11 protein-coding genes are annotated in these 17,823 nt (G+C 50.3%); 8 read left to right on the top strand and 3 right to left on the bottom strand.

What is annotated here, in order from left to right; translation table 11 throughout:
* The first annotated feature begins 428 nt into the window (after positions 1-428).
* Positions 429-3,512 carry an ABC transporter permease gene (locus EL645_RS10640; protein ID WP_126550003.1) on the top strand — a complete coding sequence of 1,028 codons (3,084 nt, stop codon included), beginning with the start codon at positions 429-431 and terminating at the stop codon, positions 3,510-3,512.
* Positions 3,513-3,529: 17 nt separating this feature from the next.
* Positions 3,530-6,511 (top strand): ABC transporter permease, encoded by a 2,982-nt coding sequence (locus EL645_RS10635; RefSeq protein WP_126550002.1) that lies wholly within the window; start codon positions 3,530-3,532, stop codon positions 6,509-6,511.
* Here the strand turns inward: EL645_RS10635 and EL645_RS10630 are convergent.
* Complete coding sequence (locus EL645_RS10630) at positions 6,498-7,025, bottom strand: NUDIX hydrolase (RefSeq protein WP_126550001.1); 528 nt, start codon at positions 7,023-7,025, stop codon at positions 6,498-6,500. The genes EL645_RS10635 and EL645_RS10630 overlap by 14 nt on opposite strands.
* Before the next feature lie 422 nt (positions 7,026-7,447).
* On the opposite strand from EL645_RS10630, the gene EL645_RS10625 reads away from it, so the two are divergent.
* Entirely contained in the window at positions 7,448-7,849 is a 402-nt protein-coding gene (locus tag EL645_RS10625; RefSeq protein ID WP_126550000.1) for a hypothetical protein, read from the top strand.
* 465 nt (positions 7,850-8,314) lie between these two features.
* On the opposite strand, the gene EL645_RS10620 is transcribed toward EL645_RS10625, so the two are convergent.
* A complete protein-coding gene (locus EL645_RS10620) occupies positions 8,315-9,478 on the bottom strand; it encodes a hypothetical protein (RefSeq protein WP_126549999.1) in 1,164 nt (387 codons plus the stop codon).
* Between the two features lie 449 nt (positions 9,479-9,927).
* On the opposite strand from EL645_RS10620, the gene EL645_RS42545 reads away from it, so the two are divergent.
* From EL645_RS42545 to EL645_RS10610, 3 genes are all read left to right on the top strand, one after another.
* Positions 9,928-11,082 (top strand): M3 family metallopeptidase, encoded by a 1,155-nt coding sequence (locus EL645_RS42545; protein ID WP_246035338.1) that lies wholly within the window; start codon positions 9,928-9,930, stop codon positions 11,080-11,082.
* Positions 11,016-11,735, top strand: a complete 720-nt coding sequence (locus EL645_RS42540) for a M3 family metallopeptidase (RefSeq protein ID WP_246035337.1) — start codon at positions 11,016-11,018, stop codon at positions 11,733-11,735. Before EL645_RS42545 ends, EL645_RS42540 begins: the two co-directional genes overlap by 67 nt.
* A gap of 210 nt (positions 11,736-11,945) precedes the next feature.
* Positions 11,946-13,139, top strand: a complete 1,194-nt coding sequence (locus tag EL645_RS10610) for an FIST signal transduction protein (protein WP_126549998.1) — start codon at positions 11,946-11,948, stop codon at positions 13,137-13,139.
* A gap of 61 nt (positions 13,140-13,200) precedes the next feature.
* On the opposite strand, the gene EL645_RS10605 is transcribed toward EL645_RS10610, so the two are convergent.
* The gene (locus EL645_RS10605; RefSeq protein ID WP_126549997.1) at positions 13,201-13,593 is read right to left on the bottom strand and encodes a hypothetical protein; all 393 of its coding nucleotides are present in this window, start codon (positions 13,591-13,593) and stop codon (positions 13,201-13,203) included.
* A gap of 320 nt (positions 13,594-13,913) precedes the next feature.
* Between EL645_RS10605 and EL645_RS10600 the strand changes: the two genes are divergently transcribed.
* Together EL645_RS10600 and ppk1 are read left to right on the top strand one after the other, a co-directional pair.
* On the top strand, positions 13,914-15,170 hold the full coding sequence (locus tag EL645_RS10600; RefSeq protein ID WP_218031808.1) for a lactate racemase domain-containing protein: 1,257 nt from the start codon (positions 13,914-13,916) through the stop codon (positions 15,168-15,170).
* 343 nt (positions 15,171-15,513) lie between these two features.
* Complete coding sequence (gene ppk1 / locus EL645_RS10595; protein ID WP_218031807.1) at positions 15,514-17,667, top strand: polyphosphate kinase 1; 2,154 nt, start codon at positions 15,514-15,516, stop codon at positions 17,665-17,667.
* The last annotated feature ends 156 nt before the right edge of the window (positions 17,668-17,823 follow it).

The raw sequence follows: 17,823 nt of genomic DNA, 5'->3' as shown, positions 1-17,823 counted from the left end.
TCCCGCGCGGGCGTGCGCTGGCGCGCCAGCACCTTTTTATTATATATTGTAGAAAATGTGCTTTACACATTTTCTACAATATATAATAAAAAGTATGAGTATGAGCGCGAATGCGCGGAAGCCTATACTCAATTTTTTCTAGTGAGGTGTGGTGTGAGCATGAGCGCGAATGCGCGGAAGTCTATACCCAATTTCTAGTGAGGTGTGATGTGAGTATGAGCATCAATGCGCGAAAGCCTATACCCAATTTCTAGTGAGGTGTGGTGCAAACAGTGCGCTGGGCGCACTGTTTGCACCACACCTCACTAGAAAAAAGATGCGGGCGCGCCAGCGCACGCCCGTGCGGGAGCACCCACTTCCCATGATAATGGAAGTCTTACACTCTGCTATAATAGCAAGCTTATTTTTAAGATAGAAAGGTTATTTTTATGTCTCGCTCTAGCCAAAGAGTGCCGTCTATAGGGAGACGTAGCTGGTTACCCTCTGCAATTCCTCTGGCCTGGTGGCAGTTGAGGCGGACTAAAGGATTGCTCTCAATTGTGGGGCTGGGAGTGCTGGCGGCAGTGGTTTTTGTGTGTGTGGCGCCACTTTATACCAAGGTGGCCATGACCGCTGGCCTGCAGGAAGCTTTGAGTGCTACCCCGGGCAATGCCAGTATTTCTATTATCAGCCAGGACCCCATACCTTTTTGGGATAGTTTGCAGCCAGTGACGGATAGCTTTATTCAAGACGACCTGGCGATGCAGTCTATTCAACCGTATCTGGATGATAGTAAACAGCAAATGACCACGGAGGTCGTCTCACTACCCATCTATCAGCGGTCTCCTCTGGTTATCGGTAGCAAAGCTTTAATGGATCAATTAGCCTTAGAAGGCACAGATATGACGGCGGTGGCGAATGGAAAACACGTTTCGCTATTCCAGGGCCGCTTGCCAGCTACACATTTAAAGGCGTATACAGATTCTGATAGCAGCATTGAGATTGCCTTGCCTGAGAATGCGGCCATTAGTTTGCAGGTGAAGGTTGGCTCACAGCTCTATACCCGGGTAGCGACCGCTGAACCAGGCGCAGGTGGTAAAGCAGTTGCCTGGCACGTCATTCCAATCATGGTTGTCGGCATCTTCCATGATCTGGATGGCAAAGATCCTTTCTGGCATGGAGATAATTTAGCGAAATCTTCTCTCACTTCGCGGCCTGATGGTCCTTTCGCATATAAGGCTGTCGTCTCTAATGAGACGCTGGTCAGCACCTTCTCGCGTTTTATTCCAAAAACAGACAAACCAGATACCAGACCTATCAGTCCAATGGATGATAACATCACACCTGTACAGCCACCGGGGCATCCTTTGATTAACCCAATGACCATTACCTGGTATTATTCTTTAGACCCACAAACTATCTCCAATGATCAATTAGATTTTTTACTGTCAGCATTGCATTCATTTCAGTTTCACCGTACCCCCACTGATATCATGTTATTAAGTTATGGTCTGACTGGAATACATACATTCGTTCCTATTGATGCGCTGGCAGCTTATCGGAGCCAGCTGGCGGTTTCGCAAGTGCCGGCGCTGAGCCTGGTAATCATGATTTTTAGCCTCTTGCTCTATTTTGTGACTTTGATGGCGGACCTGCTGGTTGAGCGCCAGGCTCCCGCGCTGGCTATCGTGCGTAGCCGTGGTGGAAGCCGAGGCCAGGTCTTTGGCGCATTGATGATCCAGGGTACTATAGTGAGCTTGCTGGCTTTGTTGTTAGGGGTGATACTGGCCATTCCTGCTACAGCTGGACTAAGTCTACTGATGTTGTCGGCCGCAGATTATGGGGCAATCGGTGCGGTTTTAGCCAACTGGATAAGTGCAGGCCTGTCGGTGAGCGGCTATGCCGTGATTACTGTAGTGGTCGTTCTGGTAGCCTTAATGATAGCTATCTATCAGGCGACGGCCTTAGACGTATTGGCCTTGAGACGTGAAACGGGGCGCTCTACTCATAAATCCTTCCAATTGCGCTTCAGGCTGGATCTGCTTGCTGTGATCGTGATGGTGGTTGGCTATGGGGTCTCCTTCTATCTCACCAGTTCGGATACATTGGACCCGCACCTGCGCCTGATATTGCTCTCGCCACTGATTATGGCCCGGGCGATTTTTACTATCATCGCCGCCATACTGCTCTTCTTACGCTTCTTCCCGTATTTATTACGTTGGGGTTCCAACTGGGCCACGCGGCGCGATCGAGGAGCATCCTCTGTGCTGGCTCTGGCCCAACTCTCGCGTTCACCGCGTCAATCGTTGCGCATGGCTTTATTATTCGCCCTGGCCACAGCCTTTGCCCTGTTCGCGCTGGTCTTTTCCGCTTCCCAGATTCAGCGCACCAATGATGAGGCGGCGCATACAGTGGGTGCTGATTTCTCGGGGACCTTTTTTTATCCGCCAGACGCGGCAATCATGAATGATCAGATTAAAGCATATAGTCAGCTAAAAGGGGTACAGGGCGTCTCGGTTGGATATGTTGATAAGCTTAATCTGGCCGACCGGCAGGCATATGTAAATTTTGTGGCTGTCGATGCCGATACATACAAAAATGTTGTCTACTGGCCATCCGATAACGCGTCTCAGCCCCTGCCGGCATTGATGCAGCAACTGTCTCAAGGCCGTACTTCGGAAGACCACGAACAAGTAGTGCCAGCACTGATCGATCAAGCGATGGCCAGCGCCTATCACTTGAGTCCGGGCAGTAAATTTGCCCTCTCAGCGACCGCTGATGGCACGAATATAATCCCCTTTAAAGTCACTACCATTGTTAAATACGTGCCCACTATGACAATCCCCAATAGCGTATTGGTGGATCTGCGTGCGTATCAGAAGCTCTATGATCGGATCGCCAATCCTGTTGGTAGTCAACCATTAGCCATCAATCAGATCTGGTTACGTACTACGGATGATGCCACACAGCTAACACAAATTCGCCGTGAATTGATCAATGGCAATCAACGACAACTGGCCTCATTCAATGATCGGCGCCAGTTAGTAGAAAATCTGCGGCGAGAGCCATTGTATATTCAGCTGCTCGGTATCCTGGCGCTTGGGCCTGCGGTGGCCCTGCTGCTGGTTCTGCTGGGATGCTTGATAGCCTCATGGTTGCAGGCCCGAGATCGCCTGACCAACTTTGCGATTATGCGTGCCCTGGGAGCTACCCCAGGCAATATTGCCAGTACCCTGGCCTGGGAACAAACGATCGTCTATGCTATCGCCATACTGCTCGGGGCCATCTTTGGTGCCGTACTATCCTGGATGGCGGTGCCCTCATTGATCTTCTCCAGTTCAACCAGTCCGCAGACCACGCTGGATCAGTTCTACCAGGCGCAGAGTATCCCACCCGTGCAGATTATTGTGCCAGCCTTGCTGGGAGTTGGGTTTGCCATTCTGATCGTTATTTGTGTACTGGCATTGAGTATGATGTTGCGTGTGATCTCAAAGCCTTCCCTGGCGGCGACCTTACGTATAAACGAAGATTAAATAGGAAGAGGTCATTCATGTCTTCGGTATTTACCTTAGCATTCTGGCAGCTACGGAGAACCAAATGGTTGCTCTGCATTGTCGGATTGGGAATATTGGCCGCGGTAGTTTTTGTGTGCGTGGCTCCGATCTATGCTAAAATCGCTACCACGGCCGGCTTGCGCAGTGAACTTAAAGCCAGTCAGGATAATATCAATATTGTTGTGACTGCCGATACCAATCGGCCTTTTCTTGACCGGGTGCAAGCAGCCGGGACTGCGGTAGGTGGTAGCGCTAGTTCAATGCTAAATCGTTATCTGGATGTTCAGCAGACGCGCTTTTCTGTCACCTCTGATCCTTTGTCATTGCTGACTACGCCTTCTACAGCAGGTCAGCTTAAGACGAATGGCAATAGTCTCACCCTTAATGGAAGCGAGATGGGGCCGGCCAGCCAGCATATACACCTGTTGAGTGGGCGGCTGCCACAGGAGATAAATAAAAGCCATACTGCTACAGATCAAACAATTGAGGTCGTCCTTACTCCTGATACGGCGCAGGGCTTACATGTTCAACTCGGCTCAACCTTTTATGTCGAGATGGATGTAACGCGCAATTATATGCTCCTGAAAGAGGTTCCGCTGCCCCTTAAGGTCGTGGGGCTGATCCAATCTCCTGAAAACACCCCCTATTGGCGTGGTATGCTCTTTAATCCCGTACAAGGGGATAAAGGAAGAGCTGATAATCGCGTGAGCTATTATGCCCTGGCCGCCAATGAAACCCTGATCTCTACCCTATCGCAGTTTGTTCCTCTGGAGGATAAACCTGGCCAGAACCAGAATATCGATAGCAGCAATTTGATAACGATAGCTAATCCTCTGCATGTTTCGTGGTTCTATGCCTTAAATCCAGACAAAATTCAGGGTGATCAACTCGATACGTTAATCACAACGTTAAATATCTTTCAAAGTGCCAGCAGTTCTAACAATGCGCTCAGTCAGCAATATGGTATGACGAATATACATACCACTGTGCCTACCACCGACTTAAGCCATTATTATCAGGATCAAATATCGATTGCACAGCTACCCTCAATGGGTCTGATACTGGTCATATTCTTGTTGTTGCTCTACTTTGTCTCATTGATGACTGATTTACTGGTTGAGCGCCAGGCCGGGGAACTGGCCGTTTTACGCAGTCGTGGGGCCAGCCGGGGACAGGTCTTCGGCTCCTTGCTACTCCAGGGTGGTGGCCTGGCCCTGGTGGCACTGATCCTGGGGCCAATACTGGCATTACCTGTGGCCCGTCTGCTGGGACACTGGCTCTTGCCGGTCCAGGATTATCCAGCTATCGAGCTGGTTCTACAAGATCCCTGGCCACTGATCCTTTCGGTTGGCTGGTATGCGCTGGTGACGGTATTAGTCGTAGTGGTGGTGCTGGTCTTTGCCATAAACCACATGACCTCGCTGGACGTACTGGCGATCCGCCGCGAGTCCAGTCGCTCGACGCAGCGTCCATTCTGGCTGCGCATGAATCTGGATGTAATGGTTATTGTGCTCATGGTCGCTGGCTACCTGATTACGCTCTACCTGACCAATACCGATGTGCTGGATGCCAAATTGAGACTCGTCTTGCTCTCGCCCCTGGTGCTGGCACGTACAGTGTGTACCATCCTGGCGGCCATCCTGGTCTTTCTGCGCTTCTTTCCATCGCTGTTACGCTTTGGCTCCTGGCTGGCCACACAGCGTAGTCGCGGCGCCTCCTCTATGGTGGCACTGGCCCAACTTGCACGCTCGCCGCGCCAATCGGTGCGTATGACCATGCTCCTCTCGTTGGCGACCGCCTTCTCAATGTTTGCGCTAATCTTTTATGCCTCGCAGATCCAACGGGCAAACGATGTGGCAGAGCATGTCGTGGGCGCGGATTTCAAAGCTAACCTGGCCAGTAGTGTCACCCTGGCAACATTGCCCCGGACGCTGGCATCCTATCAACATCTGGCTGGTGTACAGGGAGCATCGCTGGGCAGCTACTTCTCGACCCAGATTGGTCAGCAGGAAGGGGCGGTCAACTTACTGACGGTAGATGCCGATACCTACGCTCAGACCGCTGCCTGGCCAGCCAATAATAGTAGCCAGTCATTGTCCACTTTAATGCAACAACTGGCCGCTAAACGTGCTGATGCCCTCAGCAAAAAAGAGATACCGGCCATTATTGATCAGTCATTTTTTCAGCAATATCATCTTAAGGTAGGTGATAAATTTAGCCTGACTGATCAAAACAACGCGGACAATCCTTTCTACTTCCGCGTGATGGCGCAGGTACAACAGATACCAACCCAGAGTAGCCCGATAGGCGTATTGGTAGATGCTAAAAGCTATGGCAGGATTTATAATCTGGAAATAAATAAGAATGGCGCGGAACCATTCCAGCTGACAACCATCTGGTTACGTACCAGTGATAATGCTGCGGACCTGCAGACCATTCGCAGTACTTTGCAGGTCCAGACCTCTGATATGAGTGATCGACGCCAGATGATCGACACATTGCATAAAGAGCCGCTGTATCTACAGGTTATGGGTATCCTGGCGCTCGGACCGGTGGTTGCCCTCTTACTGGTCCTGATTGGGAACCTGGTCGCCTCATGGCTCAGTGCGCGTGATCGCCTGACCAACTTTGCGCTACTGCGCGCCCTGGGAGCCTCGCCACGCAATATTGCTAATACCCTGACCTGGGAACAGAGCATTATCTATGCGACCGCGATAATCCTGGGCGTCCTCTTCGGTGCCCTGTTGTCATGGATGGTTGTGCCATCCCTGCTCTTTACCAGCGCACCGGGACAACAATTGTCGAGCGACGAATTCTTCTTTGCACAAAACATCCCACCGATTCAAATCATCATCCCCACGCTGCTGGGTATCGGCCTGGCGCTACTCGTGGCCGTGTGTATCCTGGCGCTAGGGATGATGGTAAGGATTGTCTCCAGTCCGTCGATGGCGATGACCTTGCGTCTTAATGAGGATTAGCGTCATTGGTTAAGATGACATGCTGGGTATAGTCCGGTAGAGCCTGGAGGGCTGTACAGAAAAAGTTTGGACGCACCCATAATTTTTCTGGCAGTTCCGCGATGGGGAGCCATTCAAAAATCATTGGATGGTTCTCCAACTCTTCCGGAAGTTCAAAGGGCCCCGGGTGCTGATACAGATAAGAATCTTCCGGGAAAGACAGCTCAAAGTAGAGTCCCACCTCATGGTGATCTACTTTATCGGAAAAGAAGTTCTCCACTACATAGAGCAAGCGTCCGATGTGGGCCTCTTCACCTAACTCTTCCTGAATCTCACGCCGTAATGTCTCCTGAGAGCTCTCTCCCAGTTCGGCACGCCCACCCGGTAAGAACCAGAAAGTACCTCTGGGATCAAGCGTAGCCTTCTGGCAGAGTACGCGTCCCTCATGAATAGCGATACCGCCAATACGATATGTAAACTTATGACCCTCCGCTTTAAATGTAATCATGGTACGTGTCTTATCAGTCATTGTCATAAGTCAAGCCTTTCTAGCTGGCAATTAGATCATAATAGCATAGTAGTATACAGTAAAATTTCTTACGATTGAAGCTGCTGAAAAGGAACACTTTTCAGTTCTCCGTCCTTCCCCTGGAAGGACGGAGAGGGGGTGGGGTGGCGAGGACTGGCATGCCCCAGCATGCCTGCCATCGCGCTCCGTCAGGGGCTGCCGCCCCTGCACCCGCTTTCCCTTAAAGGACATAGCCCCCACTTTTCCTTTTAATTAGTTGGATAGATTAATTTTTCATGAGTCTTTGTTATAGTTGTGCTTTATTTGTTGACTTGGCATATGAAGTGGATGTTATGATAGAAGTGTTGTTATAAGTATATGCACGATATTGTTAGAAAAGTAATGATTTGAAATAAGACCGATAAAGAGAGTCGAAAGGATAGAGAGGCATGGAGCAGGATAAAGATCGTGATTTCGAAACTGGCTCGAAACATGTAGCCAATGAACGAGACCTGGCGGAGGTTGGTGGAGGGAGTATTCCCGATAAGGGTGACACGGGGAAAGCTAATAATCAAACTGAAACTGCCGCAGAGAATACGGCGGCGGATCGCGGGGTGGCCAATGATACAGATACGGCTCCTCCAGATCAGCAGTCTGCTTCAGGAGCAACCGGTGCTAGCGATCAACCAGATCAGGGAGCCTTAGGTGGGCGTACGCCGGGCCAGGCAAATAAAAGCATTGGGGACATGGACAGCCCGCGCGAACATCGAAGCATTGAAAACACCCCGATCGATCCCATGACCTCGCGGGCCCCAGATAAAGTAAATCAAAAGGCCGAGCAAAAACACTAGCTCGAGCTAGTGTTTTTGCATGCGTTTTCGCACCTTCGGTGCTTAAAATTGTTTTTATAATGAGTTGTAGCAAATGTGCGGAGCACATTTGCTACAACTCATTATAAAAACAATACGGGCGCGGCAGCGCACGCTCGTATGGGAGCAATCCGCTTCTCATATGCTTGCACATCACGCTATAAAAAAGCTTGGGCGCGGCAGCGCACGTCCGTACAAGGGCGGCGCGTTTCCCATGATAATGTGAGTAAGACACATCCTGAGATAGAGCGAGTGGTATATAGCCAGAAAGGTGGGGCATCCTGACACATGTGCCAATCTGTGTAAATAATACTCTCCGATAAATTCTTTTTTAAGAAGACTCCAGGATCTTCCAACAAAAAGATCCTGGAGTCTTTTCTGTTCTATATATTTTCACAGTCCTGTTGAAGGTTTAAATTCTCCCCCCTTGACTTAAGCTCACCACACTCACATATTCTTACTACTCTGGGCCATAGCCGCGAACTTGCGCTTGCGTAGCAGCAGGATGTAGCCGGCCGCACCAGCGCCAGCTAACCCGATGACAACCGCCAGCACAATCCAGAGCACAATGCTCCCTTGATTGCCAGATGATCCTGCAGATGTGTCGCTCTCTGCGGATATGCTACTTACAGCAGTTGCCGTGGCTGTGGCTGCAGGAGTAGGGGTAACCGTAGATACAGGAGTAGGCGTGGCTTTATGTGTCGCTGTAGGGGTGGGCGAAACACCAGGCGTGCTAACAACTCCTGCCCCATTTGTTGAAGAAGATTGAGGCATCGTACCACCGCCAGTGGGAGTGGGTTGAGCTGGAGTACCACCGCCAGTGGGAGTGGGTTGAGCTGGAGTACCACCATTGGTCGGGGAGGATGGATTCGTCAAAGAGAAATTGGCGCTGCTATTTGCATACACCGGATCTCCACCATAGAAAACGGTGATCATTGGCGCTAAAGGTGAGGGAGCATTGGCTTGAAAGGTAACAGTGCCGCCTGATCCCAGAGCAACAATACTTGTATACGAATTGCCAATGCGTATGTGGATATAGCCTGTAGGAGCCGGTAAGCCTGCCGCTCCCAATACGACAACATTCCAGGTAGTAGAAGCGCCAGGTTGCAGGTTTGCGGGATTGGTATACAGCTGGATGCCGCCCACCTGGTGATTTGCACTCACCAGTATTGGACCGGAATAGGAATTAGTTACCGCCGAGTTGAATAAGCTCGTGCCATTAAACATACATTGAACTTGATAACTGCCAAAAACAGATGGCATTGGCACGGTGACACTCTCTGAGCTATTAGCTTTGAGGTTGGCACGCGTAAAGGTCTGCGCCCCAATAAAAGTGACCGTGAAAGTAGAGTTTTGCCAGTCAACCTGTGTATTTGAGTTTGCTCCAATCTCAAAAGAGACGGTCAGGGGAGAGTTGGGGAGATTGGTCGGTGCCATGCCGGAGGTGAAGCAAGAAAAACTGGGCGTGATTTTGCCAATCGGTAACATGTACCCGTTGTTCATTTTTGGAGCCGCCAATGCTGTCTGGTGCTGAGCCAAAAAAACGAAGCCGAGTGTGACCATCCAGAGAAGAATGCATCCCAGGCGGAATGAGTGTTTGTTCCTAATCATTAGAATGATCTATTCCTTATAAAAAATAATGCTATAGTAGTGCTTATAGTAATATAACAATCTGACCAGCTATTTGCAATATTTTAGTATATATCAACCAGATCTCCGTCCTTTAGGAAACGTCATGCGCTGTAAGCGCACCATTCCCGATGAGGTTTTATATGGCCTCAGAAGATACTGCTGGTGAACCCCGAGAAACGGCCTCATTTAGGCCCTCTGTTGAACAAGCCGCACAAAAGCGGCTTGTTGGGTTTTCGCCCAAGATAGCCCGATCAGCCAGGCGTCTAGACGAGTGAGATTGAGGGCAGCCGCAGTAAGACTAAAGGACGGAGAGCCGTGAAAAAAGCTTCTTTTTTATGCCTTGAGGCAGCGTAAATTTTTCATTGGTGCAGGTCACATGCTACAATATCTCCATTAGTCTCATCGAGAGGAAAAAAGGAGAAAACTTCGTGACGACGACACAATCTCTTCCCCATTGGAACATGGATGTGGTGTATCCGGGCCTGGATTCGCCCGAGTTTGCGCGAGGCTTGGCCGCAACTATTCAAGAGATTGAAGCATTGGGTCAGCTCTTCGATGCTTCCCATATCGAGAAACAGGACGATCTGAATGTTGATGACCAGATTATCCACAGCTTTGAGACGGTAATTGAGCGCTACAATGCCGTGTTGGAGAGTACCAAGACTATTTACGTATATATCAGTTGTTTTGTGAGCACCAATTCGCGCGATGAGGTTGCGCAGGCGCGTGCCAGTGAACTGGAGAATACACTGGTGTCGTTGTCTCAATTGGAGACGCGCCTGACAGCCTGGCTTGGTTCATTGGATGTCGAGCGCCTGATCGCCCATTCAACCCTTGCTCATGCCCATGCCTATATTCTGCGGCGCGCAAAAGAGCAGTCGGTCCATATGATGACACCCGCTGAAGAGGCGCTGGCTGCTGAGCTGAATTCCAGTAGTGGCCGTGCGTGGGAGAAGCTGCATAACAATGTGACTTCACAGTTGAGTGTTAACATTGAACTGGATGGTCGGCAGCAACAGGTACCAATGAGTGTTGTGCGCAATCAGGCCTCCAGCGCGCAGCGCGAGACACGCAGACGCGCCTATGAGGCAGAGCTGGCGGCCTGGAAAGAGACTGCGCTGCCACTGGCCGCAGCACTCAACAGCATCAAAGGCGAGGTTAACTCGCTGGCCCGTCGTCGCCACTGGGAAAGCGCCCTGGATGCCTCGCTGTTCGCTAACAGCATTGATCGCGAGACCCTGGATGCTATGCTCAGTGCGGCTCGTGCCTCCTTCCCGGATTTCCGTCGTTATATGCATGCCAAGGCCCGAGCACTGCAGATTCCTCAATTAGCCTGGTATGACATCTTTGCTCCCCTGGGCACCACCGATCGTGTCTGGGAGTTCAGTGAGGCCGAACAATTTATCGTTGAGCAGTTTGGCTCTTTTTCTGAGCGTCTGGCCAACTTCGCGGCCCGCGCCTTCCGCGAAGGCTGGATCGATGCCGAGCCACGACCTGGTAAGCGTGACGGAGCCTATTGTACCCCCTGCGGGCCGATGAGTCGCGTGTCTTTACCAACTATAAAGCCAACTTTGATGGGGTGACGACCCTGGCGCATGAACTGGGCCATGGTTATCACAACTTCAACCTGGGCGAACGCACTGAATTGCAACGTTCCCTGCCCATGACCCTGGCAGAGACGGCCAGCATTTTCTGTGAGACCATCATCAATCAGGCCGCACTCAAAAAGGCCAATCGAGAAGAGCGTATCGCCATCCTGGAATCCTCGATCCAGGGAGCTGGCCAGGTAGTGGTAGATATCACCAGCCGTTTCCTGTTTGAGCAGAATGTTTTTGAGCGGCGCAAACAGCGTGAGCTATCGGTTGAAGAGCTCAATGAAATAATGCTCCAGGCCCAGCGCGATACCTATGGCGACGGACTGGATCAGCAAGCTTTGCATCCATACATGTGGGCGGTCAAGGGACACTACTACAGTACCGAACTCTCGTACTACAATTATCCTTACATGTTTGGTCTACTCTTTGGACTTGGACTCTATGCCCGCTATCAACTGGACCCTGAGGCTTTCAAAAAGGGCTACGACGAATTGCTCTCCTCAACCGGTCTGGCTGACGCCGCCACCCTGGCCGCGCGTTTTGGCATTGATCTACACTCAGAGGCATTCTGGACCGCCAGCCTGGATATTGTAAGGCGCGATATTGACGCTTTCTGTGAGCTCACTCAGTCCGAAGGTTAATTGCGACCTGGCAATGTCTTATGCGATACTTACATGTAACCAGTTTTCGTCCCGGGGCATGATAGGCCTGTCAGTGGTGGTTACGGTAAAAATGCATGTCGGCGTGTGAGGGCACTGTGCAAGGTAGACGAAAAGGCACCGTTGACAGCGGTGCCTTTTCAATGCTGTTTTTACCTCCAGGTATTATTGTGGGCCGACAGAGGAGTAACCATGGATGAACGCAAACCAGCCGCATTGAGCGCGCTTGTTATAGATGAAGATTGGGAGCAGGCGTTAGAGCAAGCTCTTGCTCAGATTAAAGATATTGCTGCCGACGTAATTTTTTTCTTTGCAAATATAGAATTTGCTCCATATTTTCCCACTATGTTGCGCATCCTACGGCGTGCAACGGGGACACCTATCCTGATCGGTTGTTCAGGACAAGGGATTATTGGTTCGGATCAAGAATTGGAAGATCTGCCAGCTATTTCATTGCTGGCGTTGAAGTTACCTGGTGCTAAATTGCAACCTGTACGCCTGACCCAGGAAATACTTGAGGCCAGTAAAGGGGCACAGGGTTTGCGGGAGCAGCTAGGTATAGAGCTCGATGAAGTCAATGCCTGGTTTATGTTGGCCGATCCTTTTCAGATGGATTGCGAGACATTGGTCGAGAAATTCTCCCAGGCGTATCCCTCTCTACCAATGATTGGAGGATTGGCATCCGGGGATATTGAGGATCGCGAGAGCTATATTTTCTATAATGATGATGTATATGAAGATGGCGCCATTGGCCTGGCGATTAGTGGAGACTACACTATTCTGCCATTGGTATCTCAGGGCTGTGATCCTATTGGTGAGGCCTGGACGATTACTAAAGTATTAGATAATGGTTTGATCGAAGGGATCTCCAATCGCTCGGCGCACCGTATGCTGATCGATACGCTGCAAACCCTGAGCCCGGAATTACAGCGTCGTGCCCAGCGCAATCTGCTGGTTGGATTGGCGGCTGATGAATATCAAGATGCTTATGAGCGCGGTAGTTTCCTCGTCCGTCAGTTATTCGGTGTGGATCGTCGCACGGGGGCACTGGCGGTTGGCGCCCAGGCCCGTGTCGGCCAGACGATCCAATTTCAGTTACGCGATGCCACCTCCGCCGACCTGGATCTCCATGAGCTATTGTTGCAGGCAAAGATAGATCTGGGTGATAATCAACCCATTGCTGGCTTGCTCTGCACATGTAATGGTCGTGGCATCGGCATGTTCGGTGTGCCCGATCATGATGCAGGTGTAATCGCCCGTGAACTGGGACAGATCCCGCTGAGTGGACTTTTTTGTAACGGCGAGATTGGTCCGGTCGGCCAGCGTGTCTTCTTGCACGGCTTTACTGCCAGCCTGGGTCTGATCATCAAAAAAGATCCAGCATGAACAGGTGTTGCCAGGCAAAAGTTAGCTTGAAGGTCGGATAGTCAGGATCATTTAACCCATGCTAGGGAGTGACCACAATTTTAGTAGCGCGTAAAGGTAGCGGGAACATCTGGACGACCATATCTCCTTCAGGCCAGATCTTCATTTTCTGTCCCGGCTTCAAATCCTTCAAGCTAGCACTCTGGCAAGAGTTCCCCTGTGCCAGATAAATATGTGTATCGTTATTGGCATGCACCACCATACTTACACGCCCTATCAGCGGGTCCACTACTTTCGCCTGTGGATCATACACTTTGATCGTATTCTGGGCAAGATCTACACTATCGATAGTGCCAGTATAATTTGTGTTTTGTGTACATTGTGAATCGGCCTGTGTAGTTTGTAGACACAGATGGATGATGCTCAGGCTCAACAAAAGCACGGTAACCAGAGCGATGCCTCCCCATAGCTTCATAATGTGCGTCCCTTCCTTTTCCACATATGAGATCTCATTTTACGAATGTGTAGGATGTGACGCGTTTGCATCTCCAGAAGTTCCCTTAGCGCTCCACATCATTACATTTTGCCTTCCGCAAATAAGGGAGGCTTCAATCTTTTTATGTTACACTTGCAATGAAGAGAAATGTATCTGTCTATAGTCTTCTCTACCATCCCTGTCGATAGATAAAAGATGACGGCAAGAAGCCTGATTCAGCCTTTATGTTACCTGTTTTGGAAGTATGGTACAGTGGGGACGTATGACAGAACTTAGCGTTAAGTAGTAAGGCTGTTAAGATGATGCATGGATATGGTTCTTTAACTCAGACTTTAACTGTGACAGAAGTGCAGCAGATCGTAAAGCAGACGTTTGCTGAAATGGCTCTGGATGGTAAGCGGGTGCTGGTATTGATCCCAGATGGGACTCGTACCGCTCCCATTCCCTTGCTGTTCCGTGTGCTCTATGAGCAGTTGGGACAGCGGGTTGCGCAGTTGGATTATTTGATTGCGTTAGGTACCCATCAGCCCATGTCTGAAGAGGCTATTGCCCAGCTAGTGGGGGCTTCGGCAGCAGAGCGAGCCGCGCACTTCCCCAAAGTGCAGATATATAATCACCAATGGTCAGATCCCGCGACCCTGAAGACGATCGGTATAATTACCCCTGAAGAAGCGGGTCAGCTTACAGATGGCACGCTAAATGATGAGGTGCCGGTAACGCTTAACCGCATGATTTTCGATTACGACCAGCTCATTATCTGTGGTCCTGTTTTCCCGCACGAAGTAGCTGGTTTTTCAGGTGGCGCTAAATACTTGTTTCCTGGTATCGCGGGCGCCGACATCATCAATTTTTCGCACTGGCTAGGAGCTCGTAAAACCAGCATGGCCACCATCGGGGTCAGGGATACACACGTACGCCGTGTCATACACCGGGCAGCCGAATTTGTAACGGTCCCTTTGCTCTGCCTGGCGCTGGTCGTAAAAGGTCCAGAGCTGCATGGCCTCTATTGTGGTGATTATCGCGAAGCCTTTGAAGCAGCCGCCGACCTATCGGGTCAACTCAACATCGTCTATACCGAGCGACCATTTAAACGCGTACTCTCAATGGCCTCAGAGCATTATGATGATCTATGGACGGCAGCCAAGGCCATGTACAAGACCGAGCCTGCCATTGCTAACGGGGGAGAGGTTATTATCTACGCGCCGCACATTACAGAGGTCTCATACACGCATGGAAAATTGATTGATCAGATCGGGTATCATGTGCGGGATTATTTTTTGAAGCAATGGGAACGCTTCAAAGATGTTCCAGGCGGTATCCTGGCGCATAGCACCCATGTCAAAGGCTCAGGTACATATGATCTGGCAACCGGTATTGAACGGCCACGTATTCAAGTCACGCTGGCCACTGGCATTTCCGAAGAGCGTTGTCGCCGTATCAATCTAGGCTATGTCGATTATCACACGCTAAACCCCCATAATTGGGAGCACCGAGAGGACGAAGGTATCCTACTAGTACCAAATGCAGGTGAAATATTGTATCGGCTCATCAAATAGTGAAGCTCGCACGTATTCCTGATAGGACCGTAAAAAGACCCTACTTTTTAAATAACGGCACTATGATATATAGCATGCTCTGAAAAGCAATTGGAGACGCTGCTGGATCGCGGCCCGCTGCACCGCCAAAGCTCAGCCATGATTGACTGACATATTGAAGAGGCCAGGAGGCTTCCCAGGCGGATGCGCCCATCCAATTGAATGGCAAAATATAATAAGCTCAGGAGTCCGTGCGATGCAGCTACAAAAAGAAAGAGTGACAGCAAGAAGCCTGTTTGCTACATTTTCGGAATACATGGTAAAATATTTCAGGTACAGGCGCCAACAGAGCGGGGAATATCTTATGGATCAACAAATAATGAGCGGATCAGCGAACTCATCATTGGAGAGTCCTGATCTCTATATCAACCGAGAACTAAGTTGGATTGAATTTAATCGACGCGTCTTTGCTGAAGCCAAAGACGAACGTCATCCACTCCTGGAACGTGTCAAATTTATCTCCATTTTTGAAACCAATCTTGACGAATTTATCATGATTCGCCTGGCTGGTCTAAAGGATCAGATCGATTCGCGCACCGCACGCCGTAGTCCTGATGGAAGAACCGCCGAGCAACAATTGGCCGCTGTACGCCAGCGCCTGGCTCCTCTGGTTCAGGAGGTACGCCGCTACTGGCGGCAAGTTTTATTGCCCCTGCTGGCTCAGGAGCACATTCATGTACTTGATTATGAGCAGTTAAATGCCAAGCAGCGCCATGCCATGCGTCTCTACTTTGAGAATGAGATTTTCCCTGTCTTGACTCCTCTGGCAGTCGACAAGGGGCATCCTTTTCCACACATCTCAAATCGCAGTTTAAATCTGGCGGTAGTGATTGCTTCTAGCAACCCGGACCAGGAAGATCTCTTCGCCCGCATCAAAGTGCCCCCGGCCCTGCCGCGCCTCTTACCGGTGCCAGTCTCTTCGGATGAACCTCAGGCCGTAGCGTTTGTATGGTTAGAGCAGGTCATCGCCGCCAATCTACAAATGCTCTTTCCCGGCTTCGAGATCTGGGAGTCCTATCCCTTCCGTGTCTTGCGCGATGCAGATATCGAACTACAGGAAGATGAAGCGGCCGATCTACTGGAATACATCGAGCAAGAGGTACGAGAACGTCGTTTTGGCGCGGTCGTTGACCTGACCGTTAATCCCTCAATGCCTTTGCGTATTCGCAGTTTGCTATTAGAGAATCTAGAAATTACCGAAAGCGATCTGACAATCATTGATGGTCCTCTGGGAATGGGTGATGTGATGGAACTACAAAGTATCACGCGCCCCGACCTCAAGGACCCACCTTTTACCCCTCGCGTACCGCCGATTATTCGCAACAGCGAAAATATCTTTGACGCGATACAAAAACATGACATTCTATTACACCAGCCTTATGATAGCTTCAATCCGGTGGTGGATTTTATTCGTGCCGCCGCCGAAGATGATCAGGTGCTGGCCATCAAGCAGACCCTGTATCGGGTAGGATCGAATGCGCCCATCGTCAATGCCCTGCTGCATGCGGTTGAGAATGGCAAGCAGGTAGCTGTACTGGTAGAATTAAAGGCGCGCTTCGACGAAGAGAACAATATTGGTTGGGCGCGTGAACTGGAGCGAGCGGGTGTCCATGTAGTATATGGCCTGGTGGGACTCAAGACCCATGCCAAGGTGGCCATGGTGGTACGCAAAGAAGAGGATGGTCTTGTTCGTTACCTGCATCTGGGTACAGGCAACTACAATGCCTCTACCGCGAAAATTTATGAAGATCTCTGTATGTTTACCAGTCGACATGATATAGGTATGGACGTTACCTCGCTCTTTAACTCGCTAACCGGCTATTCGCGGCAGGGAGCCTATCGTAAGTTGCTGGTAGCGCCAGTTAGTTTGCGGCAGGGGATCACCGAGCGTATCGAACGGGAAATCGAGATCCACAAAGCCAACGGCAATGGGCGACTGATCTTTAAAATGAATGCCCTGGTCGACCCCGAAGTGATTAGCTATCTCTATCGAGCTTCACAGGCAGGAGTGTCGATCGACCTGATTATTCGCGGTGTATGTAGTTTACGTCCAGGCGTGCCCGGAGTCAGTGAGACCATCAAGGTACGCAGCCTGGTTGGGCGTTTCCTGGAGCATAGTCGTGTCTACTACTTTGGCAACGGCGACAAGCCCGAGATGTACCTGGGTAGTGCCGACATGATGCAGCGTAACCTGAACAATCGCGTAGAGGTGCTTTTTCCCATCCAATCCTACAGCATGAAAAAGGCCCTGATGGAGCGCATGATTACCCCTGTTCTTGCTGATAACGCCAACGCCCATGAATTGTTGCCGGATGGCAGCTACCGAGAGATCCGACCCAAGGACGGTGAAGAGCTTTTTGATAGTCAGCAATGGTTTTTAGAGCATCCTTTATTCGAGTTCAACGAAGATAGCGATCAGACCAATCCCACCATCAGTGCTATTCCCTCCAGTTCCTAAAAAAACAGGAATGTTGGTCCACATCAGGACCCACTTTAAAGAAGCTATCTGAACATGATACAATAGTCCCATTGTAAGATTTACGATGGGACTATTACCATACTCGATTTAAGACCGTAGCTAACTGTGTCATTAAAATTAACACAGCAGTTACGA

Source organism: Dictyobacter kobayashii, assembly GCF_003967555.1.
In the GTDB taxonomy this organism is placed as follows: Bacteria; Chloroflexota; Ktedonobacteria; order Ktedonobacterales; family Ktedonobacteraceae; genus Dictyobacter; species Dictyobacter kobayashii.
Note: the sequence above shows the minus strand (reverse complement) of the source record. Positions and strands in the feature narration are given on the sequence as shown.